At 45.4% G+C, this 18,190-nt stretch carries 22 protein-coding genes; 7 read left to right on the forward strand and 15 right to left on the reverse strand.

Annotation, left to right across the window (positions count from 1 at the left end):
* Positions 1-90 precede the first annotated feature (90 nt).
* The gene (locus tag P401_RS0110185; RefSeq protein WP_152548190.1) at positions 91-846 is read left to right on the forward strand and encodes a FixH family protein; all 756 of its coding nucleotides are present in this window, start codon (positions 91-93) and stop codon (positions 844-846) included.
* Between the two features lie 53 nt (positions 847-899).
* Here P401_RS0110185 and ccpA read toward each other — a convergent pair whose 3' ends face one another.
* The 4 genes from ccpA to P401_RS0110205 form a co-directional block, all read right to left on the reverse strand.
* On the reverse strand, positions 900-1,910 hold the full coding sequence (gene ccpA / locus P401_RS0110190) for a catabolite control protein A (protein ID WP_029342357.1): 1,011 nt from the start codon (positions 1,908-1,910) through the stop codon (positions 900-902).
* Between the two features lie 158 nt (positions 1,911-2,068).
* Positions 2,069-3,154 carry a bifunctional 3-deoxy-7-phosphoheptulonate synthase/chorismate mutase gene (locus P401_RS0110195; protein WP_023469069.1) on the reverse strand — a complete coding sequence of 362 codons (1,086 nt, stop codon included), beginning with the start codon at positions 3,152-3,154 and terminating at the stop codon, positions 2,069-2,071.
* Between the two features lie 199 nt (positions 3,155-3,353).
* Entirely contained in the window at positions 3,354-3,890 is a 537-nt protein-coding gene (locus tag P401_RS0110200) for a YtxH domain-containing protein (RefSeq protein WP_029342358.1), read from the reverse strand.
* Complete coding sequence (locus P401_RS0110205; RefSeq protein WP_029342359.1) at positions 3,887-4,456, reverse strand: DUF948 domain-containing protein; 570 nt, start codon at positions 4,454-4,456, stop codon at positions 3,887-3,889. The genes P401_RS0110200 and P401_RS0110205 overlap by 4 nt, the downstream gene beginning before the upstream one ends.
* A 139-nt stretch (positions 4,457-4,595) precedes the next feature.
* Here P401_RS0110205 and P401_RS0110210 point away from each other — a divergent pair, with 139 nt between their 5' ends.
* Positions 4,596-5,708 (forward strand): aminopeptidase, encoded by a 1,113-nt coding sequence (locus P401_RS0110210; RefSeq protein ID WP_029342360.1) that lies wholly within the window; start codon positions 4,596-4,598, stop codon positions 5,706-5,708.
* Between the two features lie 53 nt (positions 5,709-5,761).
* Here P401_RS0110210 and P401_RS0110215 read toward each other — a convergent pair whose 3' ends face one another.
* The 7 genes from P401_RS0110215 to P401_RS0110245 all read right to left on the reverse strand — a co-directional run bounded on the left by P401_RS0110215 (position 5,762) and on the right by P401_RS0110245 (position 11,151).
* Positions 5,762-6,202 (reverse strand): Dps family protein, encoded by a 441-nt coding sequence (locus P401_RS0110215; RefSeq protein ID WP_023469073.1) that lies wholly within the window; start codon positions 6,200-6,202, stop codon positions 5,762-5,764.
* A 92-nt stretch (positions 6,203-6,294) separates the two neighbouring features.
* Entirely contained in the window at positions 6,295-6,810 is a 516-nt protein-coding gene (locus tag P401_RS0110220; protein WP_023469074.1) for a DUF2179 domain-containing protein, read from the reverse strand.
* A 174-nt stretch (positions 6,811-6,984) separates the two neighbouring features.
* Positions 6,985-8,280, reverse strand: a complete 1,296-nt coding sequence (gene murC / locus P401_RS0110225; RefSeq protein ID WP_029342361.1) for a UDP-N-acetylmuramate--L-alanine ligase — start codon at positions 8,278-8,280, stop codon at positions 6,985-6,987.
* Between the two features lie 78 nt (positions 8,281-8,358).
* Complete coding sequence (locus tag P401_RS0110230) at positions 8,359-9,291, reverse strand: hypothetical protein (RefSeq protein ID WP_029342362.1); 933 nt, start codon at positions 9,289-9,291, stop codon at positions 8,359-8,361.
* A 37-nt stretch (positions 9,292-9,328) separates the two neighbouring features.
* Entirely contained in the window at positions 9,329-9,937 is a 609-nt protein-coding gene (gene ytpR / locus P401_RS0110235; protein WP_029342363.1) for a YtpR family tRNA-binding protein, read from the reverse strand.
* A 53-nt stretch (positions 9,938-9,990) separates the two neighbouring features.
* Complete coding sequence (locus P401_RS0110240) at positions 9,991-10,788, reverse strand: DUF1444 domain-containing protein (protein WP_029342364.1); 798 nt, start codon at positions 10,786-10,788, stop codon at positions 9,991-9,993.
* Positions 10,789-10,842: 54 nt separating this feature from the next.
* Positions 10,843-11,151 (reverse strand): thioredoxin family protein, encoded by a 309-nt coding sequence (locus tag P401_RS0110245; RefSeq protein WP_023469079.1) that lies wholly within the window; start codon positions 11,149-11,151, stop codon positions 10,843-10,845.
* Positions 11,152-11,277: 126 nt separating this feature from the next.
* Here P401_RS0110245 and P401_RS0110250 point away from each other — a divergent pair, with 126 nt between their 5' ends.
* Complete coding sequence (locus P401_RS0110250; protein ID WP_029342365.1) at positions 11,278-11,568, forward strand: hypothetical protein; 291 nt, start codon at positions 11,278-11,280, stop codon at positions 11,566-11,568.
* Between the two features lie 83 nt (positions 11,569-11,651).
* Here P401_RS0110250 and P401_RS0110255 read toward each other — a convergent pair whose 3' ends face one another.
* Positions 11,652-12,665, reverse strand: a complete 1,014-nt coding sequence (locus P401_RS0110255) for a PTS transporter subunit IIC (RefSeq protein WP_029342366.1) — start codon at positions 12,663-12,665, stop codon at positions 11,652-11,654.
* Positions 12,666-12,822: 157 nt separating this feature from the next.
* Positions 12,823-13,893, reverse strand: coding sequence for a M42 family metallopeptidase (locus P401_RS0110260; protein ID WP_029342367.1), 1,071 nt, complete (start codon positions 13,891-13,893; stop codon positions 12,823-12,825).
* 120 nt (positions 13,894-14,013) lie between these two features.
* Here P401_RS0110260 and P401_RS0110265 point away from each other — a divergent pair, with 120 nt between their 5' ends.
* Together P401_RS0110265 and P401_RS0110270 are read left to right on the forward strand one after the other, a co-directional pair.
* Positions 14,014-14,316, forward strand: a complete 303-nt coding sequence (locus tag P401_RS0110265) for a PepSY domain-containing protein (RefSeq protein WP_012371126.1) — start codon at positions 14,014-14,016, stop codon at positions 14,314-14,316.
* A 69-nt stretch (positions 14,317-14,385) separates the two neighbouring features.
* Positions 14,386-14,742: a DUF1304 domain-containing protein gene (locus P401_RS0110270; RefSeq protein ID WP_029342368.1), complete on the forward strand. Its 357-nt coding sequence runs from the start codon at positions 14,386-14,388 to the stop codon at positions 14,740-14,742.
* A gap of 41 nt (positions 14,743-14,783) precedes the next feature.
* Here P401_RS0110270 and P401_RS0110275 read toward each other — a convergent pair whose 3' ends face one another.
* Together P401_RS0110275 and trmB are read right to left on the reverse strand one after the other, a co-directional pair.
* Positions 14,784-15,299: a hypothetical protein gene (locus P401_RS0110275; RefSeq protein ID WP_029342369.1), complete on the reverse strand. Its 516-nt coding sequence runs from the start codon at positions 15,297-15,299 to the stop codon at positions 14,784-14,786.
* 116 nt (positions 15,300-15,415) lie between these two features.
* On the reverse strand, positions 15,416-16,057 hold the full coding sequence (trmB, locus tag P401_RS0110280; RefSeq protein WP_029342370.1) for a tRNA (guanosine(46)-N7)-methyltransferase TrmB: 642 nt from the start codon (positions 16,055-16,057) through the stop codon (positions 15,416-15,418).
* Between the two features lie 176 nt (positions 16,058-16,233).
* Between trmB and cydS the strand changes: the two genes are divergently transcribed.
* Entirely contained in the window at positions 16,234-16,335 is a 102-nt protein-coding gene (gene cydS / locus P401_RS19160) for a cytochrome bd oxidase small subunit CydS (protein ID WP_023469087.1), read from the forward strand.
* A 162-nt stretch (positions 16,336-16,497) separates the two neighbouring features.
* Positions 16,498-18,189 (forward strand): acetolactate synthase AlsS, encoded by a 1,692-nt coding sequence (gene alsS, locus P401_RS0110290; protein ID WP_029342371.1) that lies wholly within the window; start codon positions 16,498-16,500, stop codon positions 18,187-18,189.
* Position 18,190: the final 1 nt, after the last annotated feature.

The raw sequence follows: 18,190 nt of genomic DNA on the forward strand, positions 1-18,190 counted from the left end.
CACATTTATTTCGTTCGGAGTTCACAACTTGTTGCTATACTAAATATGGAATTTTTACTTAGTAAATGAATAATAGTTGGGGGAATCATCATGAAAAAGGCATGGCTTTATTCCGGTCTTATTCTGTCGACGGGGATCGTACTCGCAGGGTGTGGCAATGAAAAACAGGCAATGGATCACGATAACATGCAAGGGTCAGGAAAACCGACGGTCGAAGTCAACGTCAATGTTCCAGCCAAGACAATGGAAGAAGATAAAGTTGTTTTTAAAGCGTCAGCTGTCGAACAAAAGAAACCAGTTAACCTTGAAGACGTGACATTTGAAGTGTGGGAAGCTGGAAAACAAGATGGTGCCCATCAAAAGTTCAAGGCAACCTTGAAAAAGACAGGTTCTTATCAAGCGGAAGCAAAACTTGCTGAAGGGGAATATGAAGGACTGTATCATATCAATGATAAAAAAGGACTCCATCATATGGATAAGATCTCATTCGTCGTCATGGATCATTCACATGAAAAAGAGGAAGCATCGCACGAGCATGGACATGATCACGAAACCGTCGACGGTCTGTCTGTCCATTACATGGGCGCAACAAAAGCGAAAGCTGGTGCTGAACTCCCCGTCTCCTTTCATGTTTTCCTTGATGGGAAACCGCTAAAGGCGAACGTACAAGTGGAAGTCATTGAAACGGGCATAGAAAAGCATACCTATGTTCCTTTAGAAAAAAAGGGTGATGCGTACAGCGGGAAAGTGACATTGACTGCACCTGGTCAGACTACGGTTCGACTCCATGTCGAAAATGATCAACTTCACCATCATCAAGATGAACTTATTACCGTCGCGAAATAAAAAAACGTCTCTTTTTTCAAGCAGCTTGCTTGAGAGAAGAGACGTTTTTTCGATTAAGGGCGTGTCGAATCCCGTTGTTCGATTCGGTGTGGTAATGTAACATCGTTCGTTTCAATTTCTTCTTTGTTCAAGATTTTCGTCAATAGACGCATCGAGACTGCTCCGATATCATACATCGGTTGAACGACAGTCGTCAGTTTCGGACGAATCATCGTCGCAAGACGTGTGTTATCGTGTCCGATGACTTCGAAGTCTTCCGGTACACGGTGTCCAGCATCCTGTAAGGCATGGATAACACCAAGAGCCATCTCATCCGTTCCAGCAAAAATCGCGCGTGGGCAATCTTCTCCAAGTTCAAGCAATTGATTCATCGCCTTCATTCCCGAATCATACGTATAGTTTCCAAGGACGACATTTTGCTCGTTAAACGGAAGATTTGCTTCTTCAAGTGCTCGGCGATAACCCGCAAATTTCTTTTCACCATTGATTTGCTGTTCGAGTGGTCCAGTGATGAACCCGATCCGTTCATGTCCACGGTCGATCAAAGACTTCACAGCATCGTGCGCAGCACTCTCATAGTCGATGTTGACGGCAGGAAGATCATAATCTTGATTCAACGTTGCAGCAAGAACGATCGGTACCGGTGATGTTTTAAACTCACGAACGAGATCCTCATGCAGACGTCCGCCCATGAAGATGATTCCATCCACCTGTTTCCCAAGTAATGTATTGAGCAAATGAATCTCTTTTTCCTGGTTTTGGTCGGAGTTACACAAAATGATGTTGTATTTATACATTGTCGCGACATCTTCAATTCCGCGTGCTAAATCCGCAAAGAAGATGTTCGAGATATCGGGCACGATGACACCGACCGTCGTTGTTTTTTTACTTGCCAGTCCACGGGCAACAGCATTCGGACGATAACCAAGCTGTTCGATTGCGTCTTGGACCTTTTTTCGTGTGGATGGTTTAACATTCGGGTTTCCGTTGACGACACGCGATACGGTCGCCATCGAAACAGCAGCCTCTCGCGCGACATCGTAAATCGTAATATTACTATTCAAAACAAATTCCTCCTTTAGTATGATCCATCTCAAGTGTTTTCATTTCGTTTTCATTTTTAGGCAACACGAAAGGAAGACAGGAAAAGATAGTTTTCTTTTCCCATTCTTCCTTCATTGTAAAACGTTTTCATTCGCTTTAGGTTACCCTTTTTCGGAAATCATTGAACGTTTAGTGCCGGAAAGGTAGTCGTCAAGTTTTCGATGAACGTATCGAATTCTTGGAAATCGAGTTGTTGGTTCGCATCAGACAACGCAAGTGCTGGGAACGGATGGACTTCGACCATGACAGCGTCTGCTCCAATCGCGTATGCCGCTTTTGCTGTTGGCAAGAGTAAATCCTTACGTCCTGTCGAGTGCGTGACATCGACCATGACAGGGAGATGCGTTTCTTGCTTCAGAATCGGAACTGCTGAGATATCAAGCGTGTTCCGTGTTGCACGCTCGTACGTCCGGATACCACGCTCACACAAGATGACTTGATCGTTACCACTTGCCATGATGTACTCAGCCGCGTACATGAATTCCTCGAGCGTTGCAGAAAGACCTCGTTTTAAAAGAACCGGTTTATTCGTACGACCGACTTCTTTGAGTAAATCGAAGTTTTGCATGTTGCGTGCGCCGACCTGGATGATGTCGACATATGGTAAAGCAGATTCAACGGCGCTCGGTGTCATGATTTCAGTGATGACATGCAAACCGTGCGCGTCGGCTGCTTTTTTCAACATTTTTAGACCCTCGAGTCCTAGACCTTGGAAGTCGTAAGGCGATGTACGTGGTTTGTACGCTCCGCCTCGCATGAACTTCACGCCATGTTTCGCGAGCTGTTCCGCGACCTCAAATACTTGTTCTTCGCTCTCGACCGCACACGGTCCAGCGATCAATTGTTGCGAACCGTCTCCGATGACGGCATCTCCGATCCGGATGATCGTATTCGTCGGTTTTTGTTTCCGTGATACGAGTAATTTCCGAGTCCGATCTTCTCCTTGTAATTCGAGAGAAGCTTTGAAAATTTCTTTAAATACATGCTGAAGGCGTCCTGTTTCAAAAGGTCCATGGTTATTAGCGGCAATTGATTCGAGCATTTGACGTTCTCGAACAGGGTCGTATCGATCTAGCCCTTGTGCTCGTTTGACTTTTCCGATTTCGACGGCAATTTGACCACGTCGGTTCATCAATTCCAATAATTCTGCATTCACTAAATCGAGTTCATCACGTAATCTTTTTAATTCTGCATGTTGATCCATGTCCTACCACTCCCTAATCAGCATATAGCTCGTAATAGCAACTAATTATAGCGAACTCTTTCCCTATTGTACATAAAGAAGCTGCATGATTTCTTAAAATATGAAAATAAATTACGTTTTTTCATATAATTTTTTTATGTTTTCTCTATAAGGAAACATAGAAAAAGAGCCCTCATGATGAGAGCTCCTCATTTATTGATTATTTCTTATGATTCACATCAGACTGCGGATCATTGTCTTCATCTTGTTCGTCTGCTAACTGTTCACGTAACTCCGAAAGTTCAACGACCGTCTCCGTGTCGATTTCTTCTGCCACTGACGCCCCATCGACTTCGTCGCCAATTTCACGTTCGATGTCACGTACGAGTTGTTCTGCTTCTGCGAGAGCAGCATCAATGCTTGCCTGATCCTTCTCAAAGCCCGCATATTGTGCCGCTTCTTGAACCGTTGGATTATTCTTTGCTTTTTCAATGACAGGTGCTGCTTTATCTTTTGCTAGTTGAATCCACTCACCTACGAGTGGTTCTGCTTTTTCGCGAACGACTTGTGTCTGTTCCGTCAAACGTTGACGCGCAGGCGCTGTACGCTCATCGATCATGTCGCGCATCTCGCGGCCTGATTTCGGGCTAGAAAGGAGAGCTGCCGCAGCACCGATCAATCCACCAACGATGATTCCGGCAAGGAAGCCTCCTCCTTTAGAAGAATCTTGTGCTTGATATGGGTGTTGTTTCGTCATGATTTACGATCTCCCTTCAACTCATCTGGAATGCTTTCGACGTCTGGTACAGATACGACTTCCGGTGTGACCGGCGCCTCTGCCTTTTTCCGGAATCGACGACGTGGCTTTTTCTCAACCGTCGTCGTTGCCGTCGAATGATTTTGAACCGTAGTTTCTGCCGGTTTATTTTTCTTAAATAACTCTACAGCGACTGAGCCCCAACGGACTGCTTGCGCAATCTGTTCTTTATTCGTATCCGCCGCACCAGCAACCGTATCGGATACTGTTCGGACAGAATCTGTCACTTTGTTTAAAGACGTACCGAGTTCTTCGATCGAGTTTGCGACAGGTGCAAGCAATTCTGTTTTTTCTTCAATCGTATCTACCAGACGATTCGTCTTATGTAACAACGCTGTCGTCTCCATCATGATACCGTCTAATTGACGTTCAAGTCCTGCTGTCGTGTTGGCTACATTGTTGAGCGTCTTACTCGCAGCACCTAATACACGGGCAAGGAAAATGACGAGCACTACGAATGCGATCGCAGCGACTAATCCGGCGATTCCGCCTAATGTGATTTCCATGGTTCTTGCCTCCAATTTTTTTGCATAGTCTTTTATTGTTAGTTCGACGTGCAGCAAGTCGTTCCTGCTACTCCAAATGGTTTATTTCCGTTACAATGATAATTGAAACCTATATCATCCATTTCGAGGGGGAAATTTCATGCGTGACCCACGTCTTACTCAACTGGCAACGAATCTCATTAACTATTCGGTTGCCCTTGAACCTGGTGAAAAAGTATTGATTGAAAACTTCGGCATCGAACGCGAACTGGTCGAGGCACTCGTTGAAGCTGCCTACGCGGCTGGCGGTCATCCGTTCGTCTTACTTAAGGATAATCGTATCCTACGAAAATTATACCGAAATGCTTCAGAAGAGCAACTCCAATTGATGGCAGACATTGAACGCAAGCAGATGCAAGCGATGGACGCATACATCGGACTACGTGCTGGTGATAACATCAATGAATTATCAGATGTGCCGGCTGAACAAATGAAACTGTACGGTCAAACGATCGGTAAGATGCACACACAAGATCGTGTCAAAGGAACGAAATGGGTCGTCCTTCGTTTCCCAACTGCATCGATGGCACAACTTGCCAACCAATCGACAGAAGCATTCGAAGACTTCTACTTTGATGTCTGTACGCTTGATTATGAAAAAATGGGCCAAGCGATGGAACCACTCGTCGACTTGATGAACCGGACGGATCGCGTTCGCCTCGTCGGACCAGGAACGGATCTAACGTTTTCGATCAAAGACATCCCAGCCATCAAATGCGCTGGAAACGCCAACATTCCAGACGGCGAAGTCTTTACGGCACCGGTCAAGGATTCGGTCAACGGTGTCATCTCATATAACACACCATCTCCGTATCAAGGGTTCACCTTTGAAAACGTCAAACTGACGTTCAAAGACGGTAAAATCGTAGAAGCGACGGCAAACGATACAGATCGAATCAACCAAGTCTTCGATACAGATGCTGGTTCTCGTTTCGTCGGCGAATTCGCGATCGGTGTCAATCCATTCATCCAGCATCCGATGAAAGATATCTTGTTTGATGAAAAGATCGATGGCAGCTTCCACTTCACACCAGGTCAAGCTTACGAAGAAGCCTACAACGGTAATGACTCATCCGTTCACTGGGATCTCGTTAACATCCAACGTCCTGATTACGGTGGTGGAGAAATCTGGTTCGACGACGTATTGATCCGCAAAGACGGTCGTTTCGTCCTTCCAGAACTCGAAGTCCTCAATCCTGAAAACTTGAAATAAGAAAAAGCGGATGGCTGATCCTTTACAGGACCGGGTCATCCGTTTTCTTTAACTTATTTTTTCAATGTCGCACGAAGCATCCAAATTTGTTTTTCGATTTCCTTCGCTTGACCAAGCAGATCATCTTCAACCGTCACGTCTTGTGCCTCAAGATGTTCAATCGCATCGAGCATCTCTTTTCGGACTTGTTGGAAGTCTTTGATGACAGAATCAATCATTTCATCTGCCGATAACCCCGATTTCGCTTCTTCAAGCGTCGTTTGCTCTAAATACTCTTTCAGTGTCGCAGAAGGTGTTCCGTTATTCATTAGGAGACGTTCCGCAACGACATCATATTGTTCAGACACCCATGTATACAGTTCTTCGAGCTTCTCGTGAAGTGTTAAGAAATCTGGTCCTTTAATGTACCAATGATAATTGTGGAGTTTAACGAACAGTACTCCATAGTTTGCTACCTGTTGATTTAAAGCTGATTTTGCATGATTACTAATCATCTGACATTCCCCTTTCCTGATTTCAAATGACGTCCTACTTCATCTTTATCCTTAAATAACAAAGGATAAACATCATTTTCAGGAAGAGTCATTCAACGAGGGCGTTTTAGACCTTTCAACATGTAGCCACCTTTAAAGTCAACGGAATCAAAGGCAACGAGGAAGGCCTTTGGCTCGTATTCCTCAACGAGATTACGTAACACTTTCATACGTGTTCGGGCTGCAAGAACATCTAACCGGTAACGGACACCGTCGCGTCCTTGTCCTTGATAATGTGTCACACCAAATCCATTATCACGAATGACTTGAATCAGTTCCGCTGGAAATTCTTGCGTATGCACTTGAATCATATTGTAACCGATGGCGAGTTTTCGTTCGACATATCCACCGACGAGTATTCCTAGACCAAATCCGAGCGCATAAACGACCATACCGAGTGTCGTTAAGTCTTGGAACACGATTCCTAGTGCAAAAATGTAAATTAATGTTTCAACCGTTCCAAATAATCCGGCGATGACCGTCCGCCCTTTGACGAGCATGATCGTCCGTAATGTCAATACAGGAACGTAAATCAACTGGAGCAATAAGATGAGTAAAATCTGTCCCATGGTGTCTTTCCTTTCTGTTAATAACTTCAACACATACACACTATTTCAAACTTTATTTCAAGATGCAATCCTATTTTAGATTTTCCTCATCGGTTTTTTGAAATTATTATCATAATTCAAAATTACGACAAAAAAAGTGCCACTCCAGTCGAGTGACACTTTTTGATCGGTTATTTATTTTACACTTTGGTATTGGTGCTGGTACGTTTGGATATCGCCTGCTCCCATGAACAGAAGCACAGCATTTTCATGCTGACGTAGGACAGAAACGTTGTCGCGTGTCAGAATAGAAGCTTGCGGAATCTTCTCTTGTAAATCTTCGACGCGAACTTGCCCTTCCTGCTCACGTGCCGATCCAAAGATTTCGCATAGATATGTCGCATCTGCTTCACGTAAAGAAGTCGCGAAATCATCCATGAATGATTTTAAGCGTGTGTACGTATGCGGTTGGAAAATCGCAATGACTTCACGGTCCGGATATTTCTTTCGTGCCGACTCAATCGTTGCGCTGATTTCCTTCGGATGGTGCGCGTAATCATCTACTAGGATTTGTGTGCCGAATTCCGACTCACTAAAGCGGCGTTTCACACCACCAAATGTAGCTAAACGTTCAGCAACGTCGTCTTTGCTCAATCCTTCGTACTGACAGATCGCAATGACAGAAAGTGCATTCAAGACATGATGACGACCGAATCCTGGAATGAGGAACGTGCCGTAGAAATCATCACGTAAATAGACATCAAATGATGTACCGTCTGGCGTTGACGTCGCGTTTTCTGCGCGGAAATCATTGTTTTCTCCAAATCCATAATAGAGAACAGGTACATTCGCTTGAATGTTTTGAAGATGCTCATCATCTCCACAAGCAACGATCGCTTGCTTAACCTGCATCGCCATCTCTTGGAATGCCGAAACGACGTCATCGATTCCTGTGAAATAATCCGAATGATCGAAGTCGATATTCGTCATGATAGCGTAGTCCGGCTTGTAATATAAGAAGTGACGTTTGTATTCACATGCCTCGAAGACAAATGCCTTCGCATCCTCTACACCTGCTCCTGTACCGTCTCCGATCAAGAAAGCCGTTGGTGTGATTCCACTTAAGACGTGTGAAAGCAAACCTGTCGTCGACGTTTTTCCGTGTGAGCCTGTAATGGCGACTGAACGATATTCATTTGCTAAGTGTCCTAAGAAATCGTAATAATGATGGATGGTTAAACCAAGTTCATTTGTCCGTGCGATTTCTGGATGATCATCCCCAAAGGCATTCCCTTGGATGATGACGTAGTCTTCTTTGATGTTATCCGCATTGAACGGGAAAAATGGAATTCCCTTAGCTCGTAACGCGTCTTCAGTAAAAATGTGCTTTTCGATGTCTGAACCTTGTACCTCATGATTCATCTCATGTAGTACTTGGGCGAGCGCACTCATCCCCGTTCCTTTGATTCCAACAAAATGATACTTTGTCATATAAAAGCCCTCCAATTCACGTTCCGGTCCGTACCATCGGGCTCGGGTACAAAACCTGTACCATTATAGCAAACCGATTTATTTTTTACCATGTAAATTATTTTGCTCGCGACGTGCTCGATACATCGCCATCAAGTCTTTCGTTGTCATGACGACGTTGACAGGCGGTCCGACCGGTTTTTTCACTTCCGACTGAACAGGTTTATCCACCTCGGTAACAGATGAATCTTGATCTACTTCAATAGCAGATGTATCAAGAATCGGTTCGAAGCTCTCCAATTGTTGCTCAGCTTCTTTTTCATCAGCAGACGCTTCATTTGATGCCTCTGTCGTAATAGCTGATTGTTCCATCGTCTCACTGTTGGAAGATGTTTCAGTTACGTCCGTTTCTTCTACTTCCGTTACGGTCGGTACTTCTTCTCTCACGAGTTCTTCACTTTTGTGAGGTTCCGGTACGAGTAATTCGACGTCCGTCACCGGTACAAGACCAGCATCTGCTTCCGCTTCGTCTAATACGACTTCTTTCGGAACAGTTGAGTGTTCCACGGTCTCACTGTTGGAAGAGGTTTCAATTACGTCCGTTTCTTCTACTTCCGTTACGGTCGGTACTTCTTCTCTCACGAGTTCTTCACTTGTGTGAGGTTCCGGTACGAGCAATTCGACGTCCGTCACCGGTACAAGACCAGCATCTGCTTCCGCTTCGTCTACTACGACTTCTGGCGCGATCAGTTCTTGATCCGTCAAAGCAACCTCATCGGTATTTCCCTCTTCCACTGTTTCCGAAACCTGCTCACTCGTTTCCGTTTCTTCCGTAGCTTTTACGGTTTCCGATGCAGATTGCTTCGGACGTTGGAATCCATAAATCGGTGAAGGAACATCCGTTAAAACGAAGCGATCTTCACGCTCCTCTTTTTTCGGACGTTCTACCGGCTTTGTCTCACGTTCCCCTGCAAGCTCTCGACGAATCCGGGCAGCCTGCTCTTTTAGTGACTGTTCATAACGATTACTCATACGTTCACCCCTCCATCTTGTTAAAAAATCGGTCGAATCATCGACCGATTGAGAATGCTTCCCCTACTGCTTTTGTATCATCGAGTACAAGAATCCCTTTTTCTTGTGGTGCATCGACAAGCCCGAGCTCACGCGCTGAGCAGAGCATACCGCTTGATGGTACGCCGCGTAACGCCGAAGGACGGATGATTAACCCAGACGGCATGACCGCTCCTGGTTTAGCAACGACTACTTTTTGACCCGCCGCTACATTCGGTGCTCCACAAACGATTTGTAAAGTTCCGTTATCTACTTCTACCTGACAGACCGATAATTTATCAGCATCCGGATGCTTCTCGCAAGAAGCAACGAACCCAACAACGAATTTCGGAGAATAATCCACTTGTTCGAGTGACAATTTGATATCTCGACTCGCCAGTTCCTTTTGGATGCGTGTTGCCAATTCTTCCGTCAATTCAACCGGTCCTTGTGTCTCGATCGTAAATGTAGTCGAAGCATCAAACAGGTTGTAACCGACGACACGATCACCATGCTTGATAATTGCTACGTCTCCTTCACGAGTCGCTGTCACTTCCGCACGTGGTGCGTCTTCCAAAATAATCATTAAGACGTCGCCGACGCCCTCTTTATTATAAAACACATTCATTCAATCCATGACTCCCTTCCGTCTTTCTCACAATGCCTATTGTATCAGATTCTTCACTCTTTCGGCTGCTTGTTTTTCGCAAGGACGAAGACCGGTTCTAGATTGCCATCTTCATATAAGAATGGTAATGCCGTGACCGGGACACGACCGTTCGAGAAGAAGTCAAACATCAGTTGCTGTAAGACATCATATCCGGCATCATTCCGAATATCAGCGAAAATCAGGACATCCTGATGCGGAATCCCGACAGCGAATTCTCCTTCGATTTGCGCCGCATAATCGGCTAATAACGTCTTGTTCAAAACACGACTCGCCTCGTATCCGTCACCGAGACTCAAGAAATAAAAGATATTCCCTGCGACTTCGTCTTGTTTGAATGGCGCATCAAGCGATTTCACATTAAAACGCGCTGCTTCTGATAACTGTTCAGCTGTCCACTCTGCAGATGCCAGTAACTCCTCATCAATCAAACGATACGTCGCTCCTAAATCGAGTGCGTACATGATTTTCGTCTCGCCCGTATGTGGTGTACTGACGAGCGTCTTTCCTTCTTTTGTCGTATCGGCAAACGATTTAGCGCGAATGACGGGAAAGATTTTTTGTTCTTGTCCAACGAGTGAGATTTGATCCGTTTGTCCGAGTACAGCACGGATATATTCGATCGTCTCTTCGACCGCGATGACACCTCTTCGTTTTGCTTTTGCGACAAGCGGATTCAATCCGACATCAACGCCTGATTTATCGTGCTTTCGCTCAATTCGTAATACAGACTTTTCACGATCGAAATACGTCGTGTACCCTTCTTCTTCAAATGTTTGTGTCATCATTCTTCGGATTTGTTGTAGTTCCATTCGAATTCATCCTTTCTATCATGAAAAAAAAGCGAGTCAGCGCTCGCTTTTTTCTTAAACCGTCTCTAAAAATGCTGTCACCTGTTCTGGTGTTTTCCGCTCTTTCCCAACATAACGCCCTGTCTCTTCACCATCGCGGAACGCAACAAAACTTGGAATTCCGAAGATGTCCATTTCCTGGGCAATTTCAATATGATCGTCACGATCGACATAGTAAAACTCGAAGCCGTTAAATGTTTGTTCGATTTCCGGCATGAACGGATCTAAGAAGCGGCAATCCGGGCACCAGTTTGCTGAGAATAAAAAGACGGCATTTCCTTGTTTTGCTGTATCGAATTCTTGTTTGGATTGTAATGTTTTCATGATGATTTCCTCCTTTGATTTCCCTAGAAGTCATTGCTCTCATCATAGCATATTCAATTGTGGCTGTGCGTTTTCGTGCTTGGTTTGCTATACTGCAACTAGAAAACACCTGGAAAGGACTTCACTATGGCAGATCAACCAATCAAACATCCGTTCGAACGCTTCGTCGGCTTCATCGGCATGACAAGTTGTTTACGTTACGGCTATTCTTTCATCGATTCCGAACGGAGCTTACCCGAAATCTTTTTGTATTTAGTCATCGGTTTTGCGATCATCATTTTACTCGAAGCACTCGGAAAACGACTCGCTCGAAAATTACCCGTCGTACGCATGCGGTATTTGACTCCACTTTATCTCATTTATCTCTACGTTTTCTTTACGAGTTTTTATTCAAGTTCATTTGGATTCTCTTTATGAAAAAAGCTGATTCAAAAAGTCATATGCTTGTTCGTCCACCATCCGGTCAAACAGGCATATCCTTTAGAATCAGCTTTTTGTACTTAATATTCGATTTTTAAGTCGCCATCTTGAATTCGCCCAAAGCGTCGTAAGACACGATAGATGAAATAACTGATGATACCAGGCGCAAGGAAACAGAGGACAGCAACTGCTAGGTAATACTCCATTTCGAACCCCATCGTTTTTAATAACATCAACGGACCAACGAATCCGCTCGTACCCATACCAGAACCTTCTGGATTGCTCTCAAGCATTAACAGAACAGTCGCGAATGGCGCTAGTATAGCACCGGCTACCGTCGGTGGTAGAAGAATCCAAGGATTTCGAATGATATTCCCTACTTGTAACATCGATGTTCCAATCCCTTGGGCAACCACACCACCGATTCCGTTATCACGGTAACTGATGACGCCAAATCCAATCATCTGTGCCGCACAACCGATCGTCGCCGCCCCTGCAGCAAGTCCATCCAAACCAAGCATGATTCCAAGCGCAGCACTCGAAATCGGCGCTGTCAATGCAAGACCCATGACGGTAGCAACGAAAATTCCCATGAATAATGGTTCGCGTTCCGTTCCCCAACGAATCAACTCGCCCAGATCCGTCATGCCTTTTCCAATCCACTTCCCTGCGTAACGTCCGGCAACGAATCCAGCTAGTAACGTAACGAACGGCGTCAATAAAATATCAAGTCGCGTCGTCTTTGAAACGAGTTTTCCGATCTCTGTCGCAAGAAGCGTTGCAATGTAACTACCTGCTGGTCCTCCTGCTTCATATCCGAACGCACCAACGGCAACTGCTGCGAACAAGATCAGCGGTGGTGCCTCAAGTGCAAACGCTACGGCCACACCGATTGCTGGTCCCGTTAGCGCGATCGCCTGCTCTCCTAACTGAATGAGAAACTTCGCCTCTACACCACGATCGACCAGTCCTTCACCAATCGTCCGGATGATGAGACCCATGATCAACGAACTAAACAAGCCAAGTGCCATATAACTTAATACGGTTATGAAATATACTTTAGGGCTAAGTGAAATCCCTTTTTGTTTGAACATCTTGTCACGTCCTTTTCTTAACATCGCGTATCATTATATCAAATCTCCTTTCTATCCGACTACATTGTTTTTTCAACTGACAAGACAGTTAGTATTTACATCATTCTTATTAAACAAAAACAGACAGCGGATTCACATCCACTGTCTGTCATGTCATTCACTTGACTTGTAGCGTCGCGAGCGTTGTCGCATCGAGATTCGTGACGAGTTTCCGAAGCAATTCCTTCGCCGCATCATAATCATCTGTATGCATGATCGATGCATGCGTATGGATGTAGCGTGCTGGTAAGCCAACGACTGTCGTTGGAATCCCATTATTCGAACGATGGATGACACCACCATCGGTCCCACCTGCACCGACATAGTATTGGTACGGGATTTTGTTCGATTCTGCCGTATCGAGGACGTAATCCGTCATCTCTTTTGAGAGGATCATGACACTGTCTTTAATTCGAAGCAATGGTCCTTGTCCGAGTTGACCGAATTCCGTTTTGTCTCCTGATGCATCATTGGCAGGAGAAGCGTCGACGACGAACGCGACATCGGGATCGATGAGTGCTGTCGCTGTTTGCGCACCGCGCAATCCAACTTCTTCTTGAACCGTTGCACCCGAGAACAAAATGTTCGGATGATCCGCCGCTGTCGTCTCTTCCAGCAATTCAATCGCCATTCCGACACCATAGCGGTTATCCCATGCTTTCGCCATGATCTTCTTCGGATTCGCCATCGGTGTGAACGGGAAGAATGGTACGGCAGGGATACCTGGACGTACTCCGAACGATTCCGCCTCTTCTTTGGAGTCCGCACCGATATCGATGAACATGTCTTTGATCGCCATTGGCTTATTGCGTACTTCTTCTGTCAATAAGTGTGGTGGAATCGATGCGATAACACCAGGGATGACACCGTTGTCCGTACAGATCGAGAAGCGTTGCGCAAGCAACACTTGGCTCCACCAGCCACCGAGCGGTTGAATCCGTAACATTCCGTTCTTCGTGATTTGCGTCACCATGAATGCCACTTCGTCCATGTGCCCGGCAACCATGACTTTCGGTCCTGTCACATCGCCTGTTCGTTTTCCGAAAATCGAACCGAGTCCATCCGTAACGATCTCATCCGTGACAGGTGTGATGCGTTCGCGAACGAACTGACGAACGTCGTGCTCAAACCCCGGTGCCCCATTTAATTCCGTCAGTGTTCGAAATAACTCTCTCGTTTTTTCATTCATATGTATCGCCTCCTGCTTCTCATTATACAAAAAAATTGCTTCTATCACTTAACCTTTTGTTTCTCTCTGAACGAATTATTCGGTACAGTAGGAATAGAACCTGTAAGGAGGGGAATTTTAATGAAAAAACGCTATTGGATTATCGGATTGGCAGCAGCTGTCGTCGCCGCTTTCGCAGTGAAGAAAGCCGTTGATAACAAACAACTTTCTGCCGAGGAAGCGCTCGAAATCACGAAACGCACATTTTCAGCAAAAGGACGTGTCCAAGGTGCATGGATCTCTGCAACACCAGAGGCTTACGCATATGAGTCGCGTGACTACCAAAGCTACAAAGGTGGCATCTCGGTCCTTGAAGGTGATGACGAAAAAACGTATCAATTCACAGTTGATGCCGAAACCGGCGCTTTACTCGAATACGCTTAATCAAAAGACCGTGCTTCGATCGACGAAGTACGGTCTTTTTTCCACGTTCATGTAAAGGAGGTATGATTCATGTCGATTCTTGCTACGCTGTTCGTTATCCTCGTTGCTTTGGAACACTTTTATATTTTAGCACTTGAAATGTTCTTTCTTTCTTCCAAAGCGGCTCGTCGAACGTTCGGCTTAACGGACGAAGCTGTTGCATCACAACAAATTCGCACACTTTTTGCGAATCAAGGCTTATATAATGGGTTTTTAGCAGCCGGATTAGTATTCGGTCTGATTCGTGAGGATGTCGCTGTCCAATTGTTCTTTTTAGCGTGTGTCATCATCGCTGCGCTTTATGGTGCCGCGACTGCCAATCGCTCTATTTTACTCAAACAAGGCTTGCCTGCCATACTTGCTTTCATCTTTGTATTGCTTGCATGAGAAAAGCCCCTATCCGATTGGATAGAGGCTTTTTTTCTTGATTAACGCGGGTTGTCGTTGCGTTCGTAGATCGGGTTCATGTATTCCGTCGTCGAGTATAGACGTGGAACAACGATGTATAAGATGACCGCTGGTACAGCGATGATCAACAACATCAAGAGCATCGGTAACCAGTAGACGACTTTTTGTTGAAGATTATCCGAGTTGCTGTCGATGTATTCTTTTACGCCATCAACTTTTGCAGCATCGGCACTCGTCAACAATTTACCGCTATCGGCATTGAAGAAGTGGATTTCACGTTTGATCGTGATGAAGATGCCGTCACGGACTGTCTCGATGACAGCGATTCCGCCAATGACTTCTTCTCCTTTTTCATTCGTGAACGTCTTCGGATCCTCGATTTCGACCGAACCTTTTTTATAATCGTAATGCGTCGTTGGTAATTCCTCATTTAATGCTTTCGTCATTTCTGAGGTATCAACCGCAGCAAGTACCGATTGACCGATACTTAACGCGAGAAAGAGCGCCGTTACGAAGGCTAAGCTTTTCTGCCACATCCCCAAATTCCCCCTTTACCTATAAGTACAAGTTCTTCAGTCAACAACATTGTACCAATTAATAAGAAAAAAGTGTGAAAGAAATACCAGGAAAATAAGAAAACTTTTTGTCTAAATTAATTTTGGTACGTTGCTTCCATCCGATAAATCGGTTGACCCATTGATGAAAAACGCTCTTCGTACTCTGTTCGGACGTTATCTTCCGGTTCATTCGCATGTAAATCAAGCGACATCCAGTCGAAGCGCATGCCGTATGCTGACATCGTCATCAAACTCGATTCAAACAACTTCCGATTATCTGTCTTGAAATGGATTTGCCCTTTCGCCGGTAAAATATCTTCATATGTCGAGAGGAATGTTTTATACGTCAAACGGCGTTTCGCATGACGTGTCTTTGGCCATGGATCAGAGAAGTTCAAGTACACGCGGGCCACTTCGCCTTTTTCAAAGTAATCACGTAGGTCTTTTGCATCGACCGTCAAGACGCGAACGTTCGATTGTGGTGTCTCGACCAATTTTTGAACGATTGTCACGGCAACGCTTTCGAATAATTCAATCGCGATGAAGTTGACATCCGGGTGTTGGTGCGCCATTCCGGTAATGAAGGCTCCTTTCCCTGATCCCACTTCGATATAGATCGGATTATCATTTTTGAACTCGCTAGCCCATGCTCCTTTAAGAGATGCTGGTTCTGCTATATAGATCGAGGATTGTTCCTTCATATAATCCTGCGCCCATGGTTTATGTCGTAAACGCACTATCGTTCATCCTTTCCAAACTTAAATTATCCGCAGATAAGTTTATCATGATTCGGGTAATTATATAAGAACTTCTTCATTTCCTTTCGAAGAATGTTCAGCAGTTCGTCACTTGAGAAATAGTGAGCATTCTAATACACTTAAGGTACGTAAGAACCGAAAAGGAGGGCTATCCTGTGGATGATTTCTTGATTAGTTGGGCATCTCCCATCGTTCTCGTATTGGGAATCACTGCTTTGTTCGTCTGGGCGACTTTCGGAAAAGTCGACGTCGAATAAGAGCAATCTCTGTACCTTGTGTAATCGTACACAAGGTACTTTTTTTATTTTCTAAACGATTTTAGGTTGGTTTTACCATGAAACAGATGTATACTTTTTTTGAAACAGATAATTTATTACAGCTATCGAACACCAAAAACGTTGGTAAAAAGGAGAATTGTAATGAACGAAAATAAAAACAGTGATTCAAAAGAACTAGTACAGAAGAAAACAGGTGCGGACCTAGTCGTCGATTCACTCATCGAGCAGGGTGTCGATTACATCTTCGGTATTCCCGGCGCCAAAATCGATTCCGTCTTCAATGTGTTACAGGACCGGGGACCTGAACTCATCGTTGCACGGCACGAACAAAATGCTGCCTTCATGGCTCAAGCCATCGGACGCTTAACGGACAAACCGGGTGTTGTCCTTGTGACATCTGGTCCTGGGGCATCGAATTTAGCGACTGGTCTTGTGACAGCGAACTCTGAAGGTGACCCTGTTGTCGCAATTGCCGGAGCTGTCACGCGAGCCGATCGTTTAAAACGAACACATCAGTCAATGGACAACCAGGCACTCTTTACACCGATTACGAACTTCAGTGCGGAAGTGCAAGATGCCGACAACATTCCAGAAGTATTATCGAATGCTTTCCGAACAGCTGAAACGACAGCTGGAGCTGCTTTCGTCAGTATCCCGCAAGACGTCGGGCTAAGCGAAGCGAACGTCACGGCGTTCCGTGCGGTCGAAGCACCAAAGCTTGGTGTGGCACCAGAAGCATGGGTCGACGAAACAGCCCGTCTGATTCAAGATGCAAAACTCCCTGTCTTGTTACTCGGTATGCGCGCGAGTCAACCAGACGTCGTACATGCGATTCGTTCGTTACTCAAAAATGTCTCGATCCCTGTCGTTCAGACATTCCAAGCGGCCGGTACATTATCACGTGAGCTTGAATCGAATTTTTACGGACGTGTTGGATTGTTCCGTAATCAGCCGGGAGATGCGTTACTTGCAGAAGCCGATCTCGTCCTCTCGATCGGATATGACCCAATCGGTTATGACCCGAAATTCTGGAACCAACCAACGCACGACCGGACGCTTGTTCACATCGATCAAATGCGTGCTGAAATTGATCATTTCTATCGTCCCGACCGTGAGCTTGTCGGTGATATGGCGAAAACAGTCGACGCGATCGCTGAACGCCTGCAACCACTCACATTACCGGAAAGCTCGGTTCAGTTCCTTGAAGGATTACATCAACGTCTTGTCGATCGCGATGTTCCTCCTGTCGCGGATTCTCCATTGACGCATCCACTTTATTTCATGAAGACGTTACGTGAAAAAATTGCGGACGATGTCACGGTCACGGTCGATGTCGGCTCACACTATATCTGGATGGCACGTCACTTCCGTTCGTACGAACCACGCCACCTCCTCTTTAGTAACGGGATGCAAACGCTCGGCGTCGCACTTCCATGGGCAATCGCAGCTACACTCGTCCGTCCTGGGAAGAAAGCTGTCTCGATTTCAGGTGACGGCGGATTCCTCTTCTCTGCAATGGAACTTGAGACAGCTGTCCGTTTGAACTCACCACTCGTCCACTTCGTTTGGCGCGATAGCGGATTCGATATGGTCGCGTTCCAACAAGAGATGAAATACAAACGGAAATCCGGTACGTCATTTGGTGACGTCGATCTCGTCAAATATGCGGAAAGCTTTGGAGCAAAAGGACTCCGTGTCAATCATCCTTCGGAACTCGCAGCAATCATGGATGAAGCACTCGCGACAGACGGTCCCGTCATCGTTGATGTGCCGATCGATTACCGTGACAACATCGCGCTCGGAGAACAAGTTCATCTCGATCAATTGAACTAAG

Source organism: Exiguobacterium acetylicum DSM 20416 (assembly GCF_000702605.1).
GTDB lineage: Bacteria > Bacillota > Bacilli > Exiguobacteriales > Exiguobacteriaceae > Exiguobacterium_A > Exiguobacterium_A acetylicum.

What these genes read in the sequence shown, in the direction of transcription:
- P401_RS0110185 (WP_152548190.1), top strand. Translation starts at nt 91, where the DNA reads ATGAAAAAGGCATGGCTTTATTCCGGTCTTATTCTGTCGACGGGGATC.
- P401_RS0110195 (WP_023469069.1), bottom strand. Translation starts at nt 3,154, where the DNA reads ATGGATCAACATGCAGAATTAAAAAGATTACGTGATGAACTCGATTTA.
- P401_RS0110200 (WP_029342358.1), bottom strand. Translation starts at nt 3,890, where the DNA reads ATGACGAAACAACACCCATATCAAGCACAAGATTCTTCTAAAGGAGGA.
- P401_RS0110205 (WP_029342359.1), bottom strand. Translation starts at nt 4,456, where the DNA reads ATGGAAATCACATTAGGCGGAATCGCCGGATTAGTCGCTGCGATCGCA.
- P401_RS0110210 (WP_029342360.1), top strand. Translation starts at nt 4,596, where the DNA reads ATGCGTGACCCACGTCTTACTCAACTGGCAACGAATCTCATTAACTAT.
- P401_RS0110215 (WP_023469073.1), bottom strand. Translation starts at nt 6,202, where the DNA reads ATGATTAGTAATCATGCAAAATCAGCTTTAAATCAACAGGTAGCAAAC.
- P401_RS0110220 (WP_023469074.1), bottom strand. Translation starts at nt 6,810, where the DNA reads ATGGGACAGATTTTACTCATCTTATTGCTCCAGTTGATTTACGTTCCT.
- murC (WP_029342361.1), bottom strand. Translation starts at nt 8,280, where the DNA reads ATGACAAAGTATCATTTTGTTGGAATCAAAGGAACGGGGATGAGTGCG.
- P401_RS0110230 (WP_029342362.1), bottom strand. Translation starts at nt 9,291, where the DNA reads ATGAGTAATCGTTATGAACAGTCACTAAAAGAGCAGGCTGCCCGGATT.
- ytpR (WP_029342363.1), bottom strand. Translation starts at nt 9,937, where the DNA reads ATGAATGTGTTTTATAATAAAGAGGGCGTCGGCGACGTCTTAATGATT.
- P401_RS0110240 (WP_029342364.1), bottom strand. Translation starts at nt 10,788, where the DNA reads ATGGAACTACAACAAATCCGAAGAATGATGACACAAACATTTGAAGAA.
- P401_RS0110245 (WP_023469079.1), bottom strand. Translation starts at nt 11,151, where the DNA reads ATGAAAACATTACAATCCAAACAAGAATTCGATACAGCAAAACAAGGA.
- P401_RS0110250 (WP_029342365.1), top strand. Translation starts at nt 11,278, where the DNA reads ATGGCAGATCAACCAATCAAACATCCGTTCGAACGCTTCGTCGGCTTC.
- P401_RS0110255 (WP_029342366.1), bottom strand. Translation starts at nt 12,665, where the DNA reads ATGTTCAAACAAAAAGGGATTTCACTTAGCCCTAAAGTATATTTCATA.
- P401_RS0110260 (WP_029342367.1), bottom strand. Translation starts at nt 13,893, where the DNA reads ATGAATGAAAAAACGAGAGAGTTATTTCGAACACTGACGGAATTAAAT.
- P401_RS0110265 (WP_012371126.1), top strand. Translation starts at nt 14,014, where the DNA reads ATGAAAAAACGCTATTGGATTATCGGATTGGCAGCAGCTGTCGTCGCC.
- P401_RS0110270 (WP_029342368.1), top strand. Translation starts at nt 14,386, where the DNA reads ATGTCGATTCTTGCTACGCTGTTCGTTATCCTCGTTGCTTTGGAACAC.
- P401_RS0110275 (WP_029342369.1), bottom strand. Translation starts at nt 15,299, where the DNA reads ATGTGGCAGAAAAGCTTAGCCTTCGTAACGGCGCTCTTTCTCGCGTTA.
- alsS (WP_029342371.1), top strand. Translation starts at nt 16,498, where the DNA reads ATGAACGAAAATAAAAACAGTGATTCAAAAGAACTAGTACAGAAGAAA.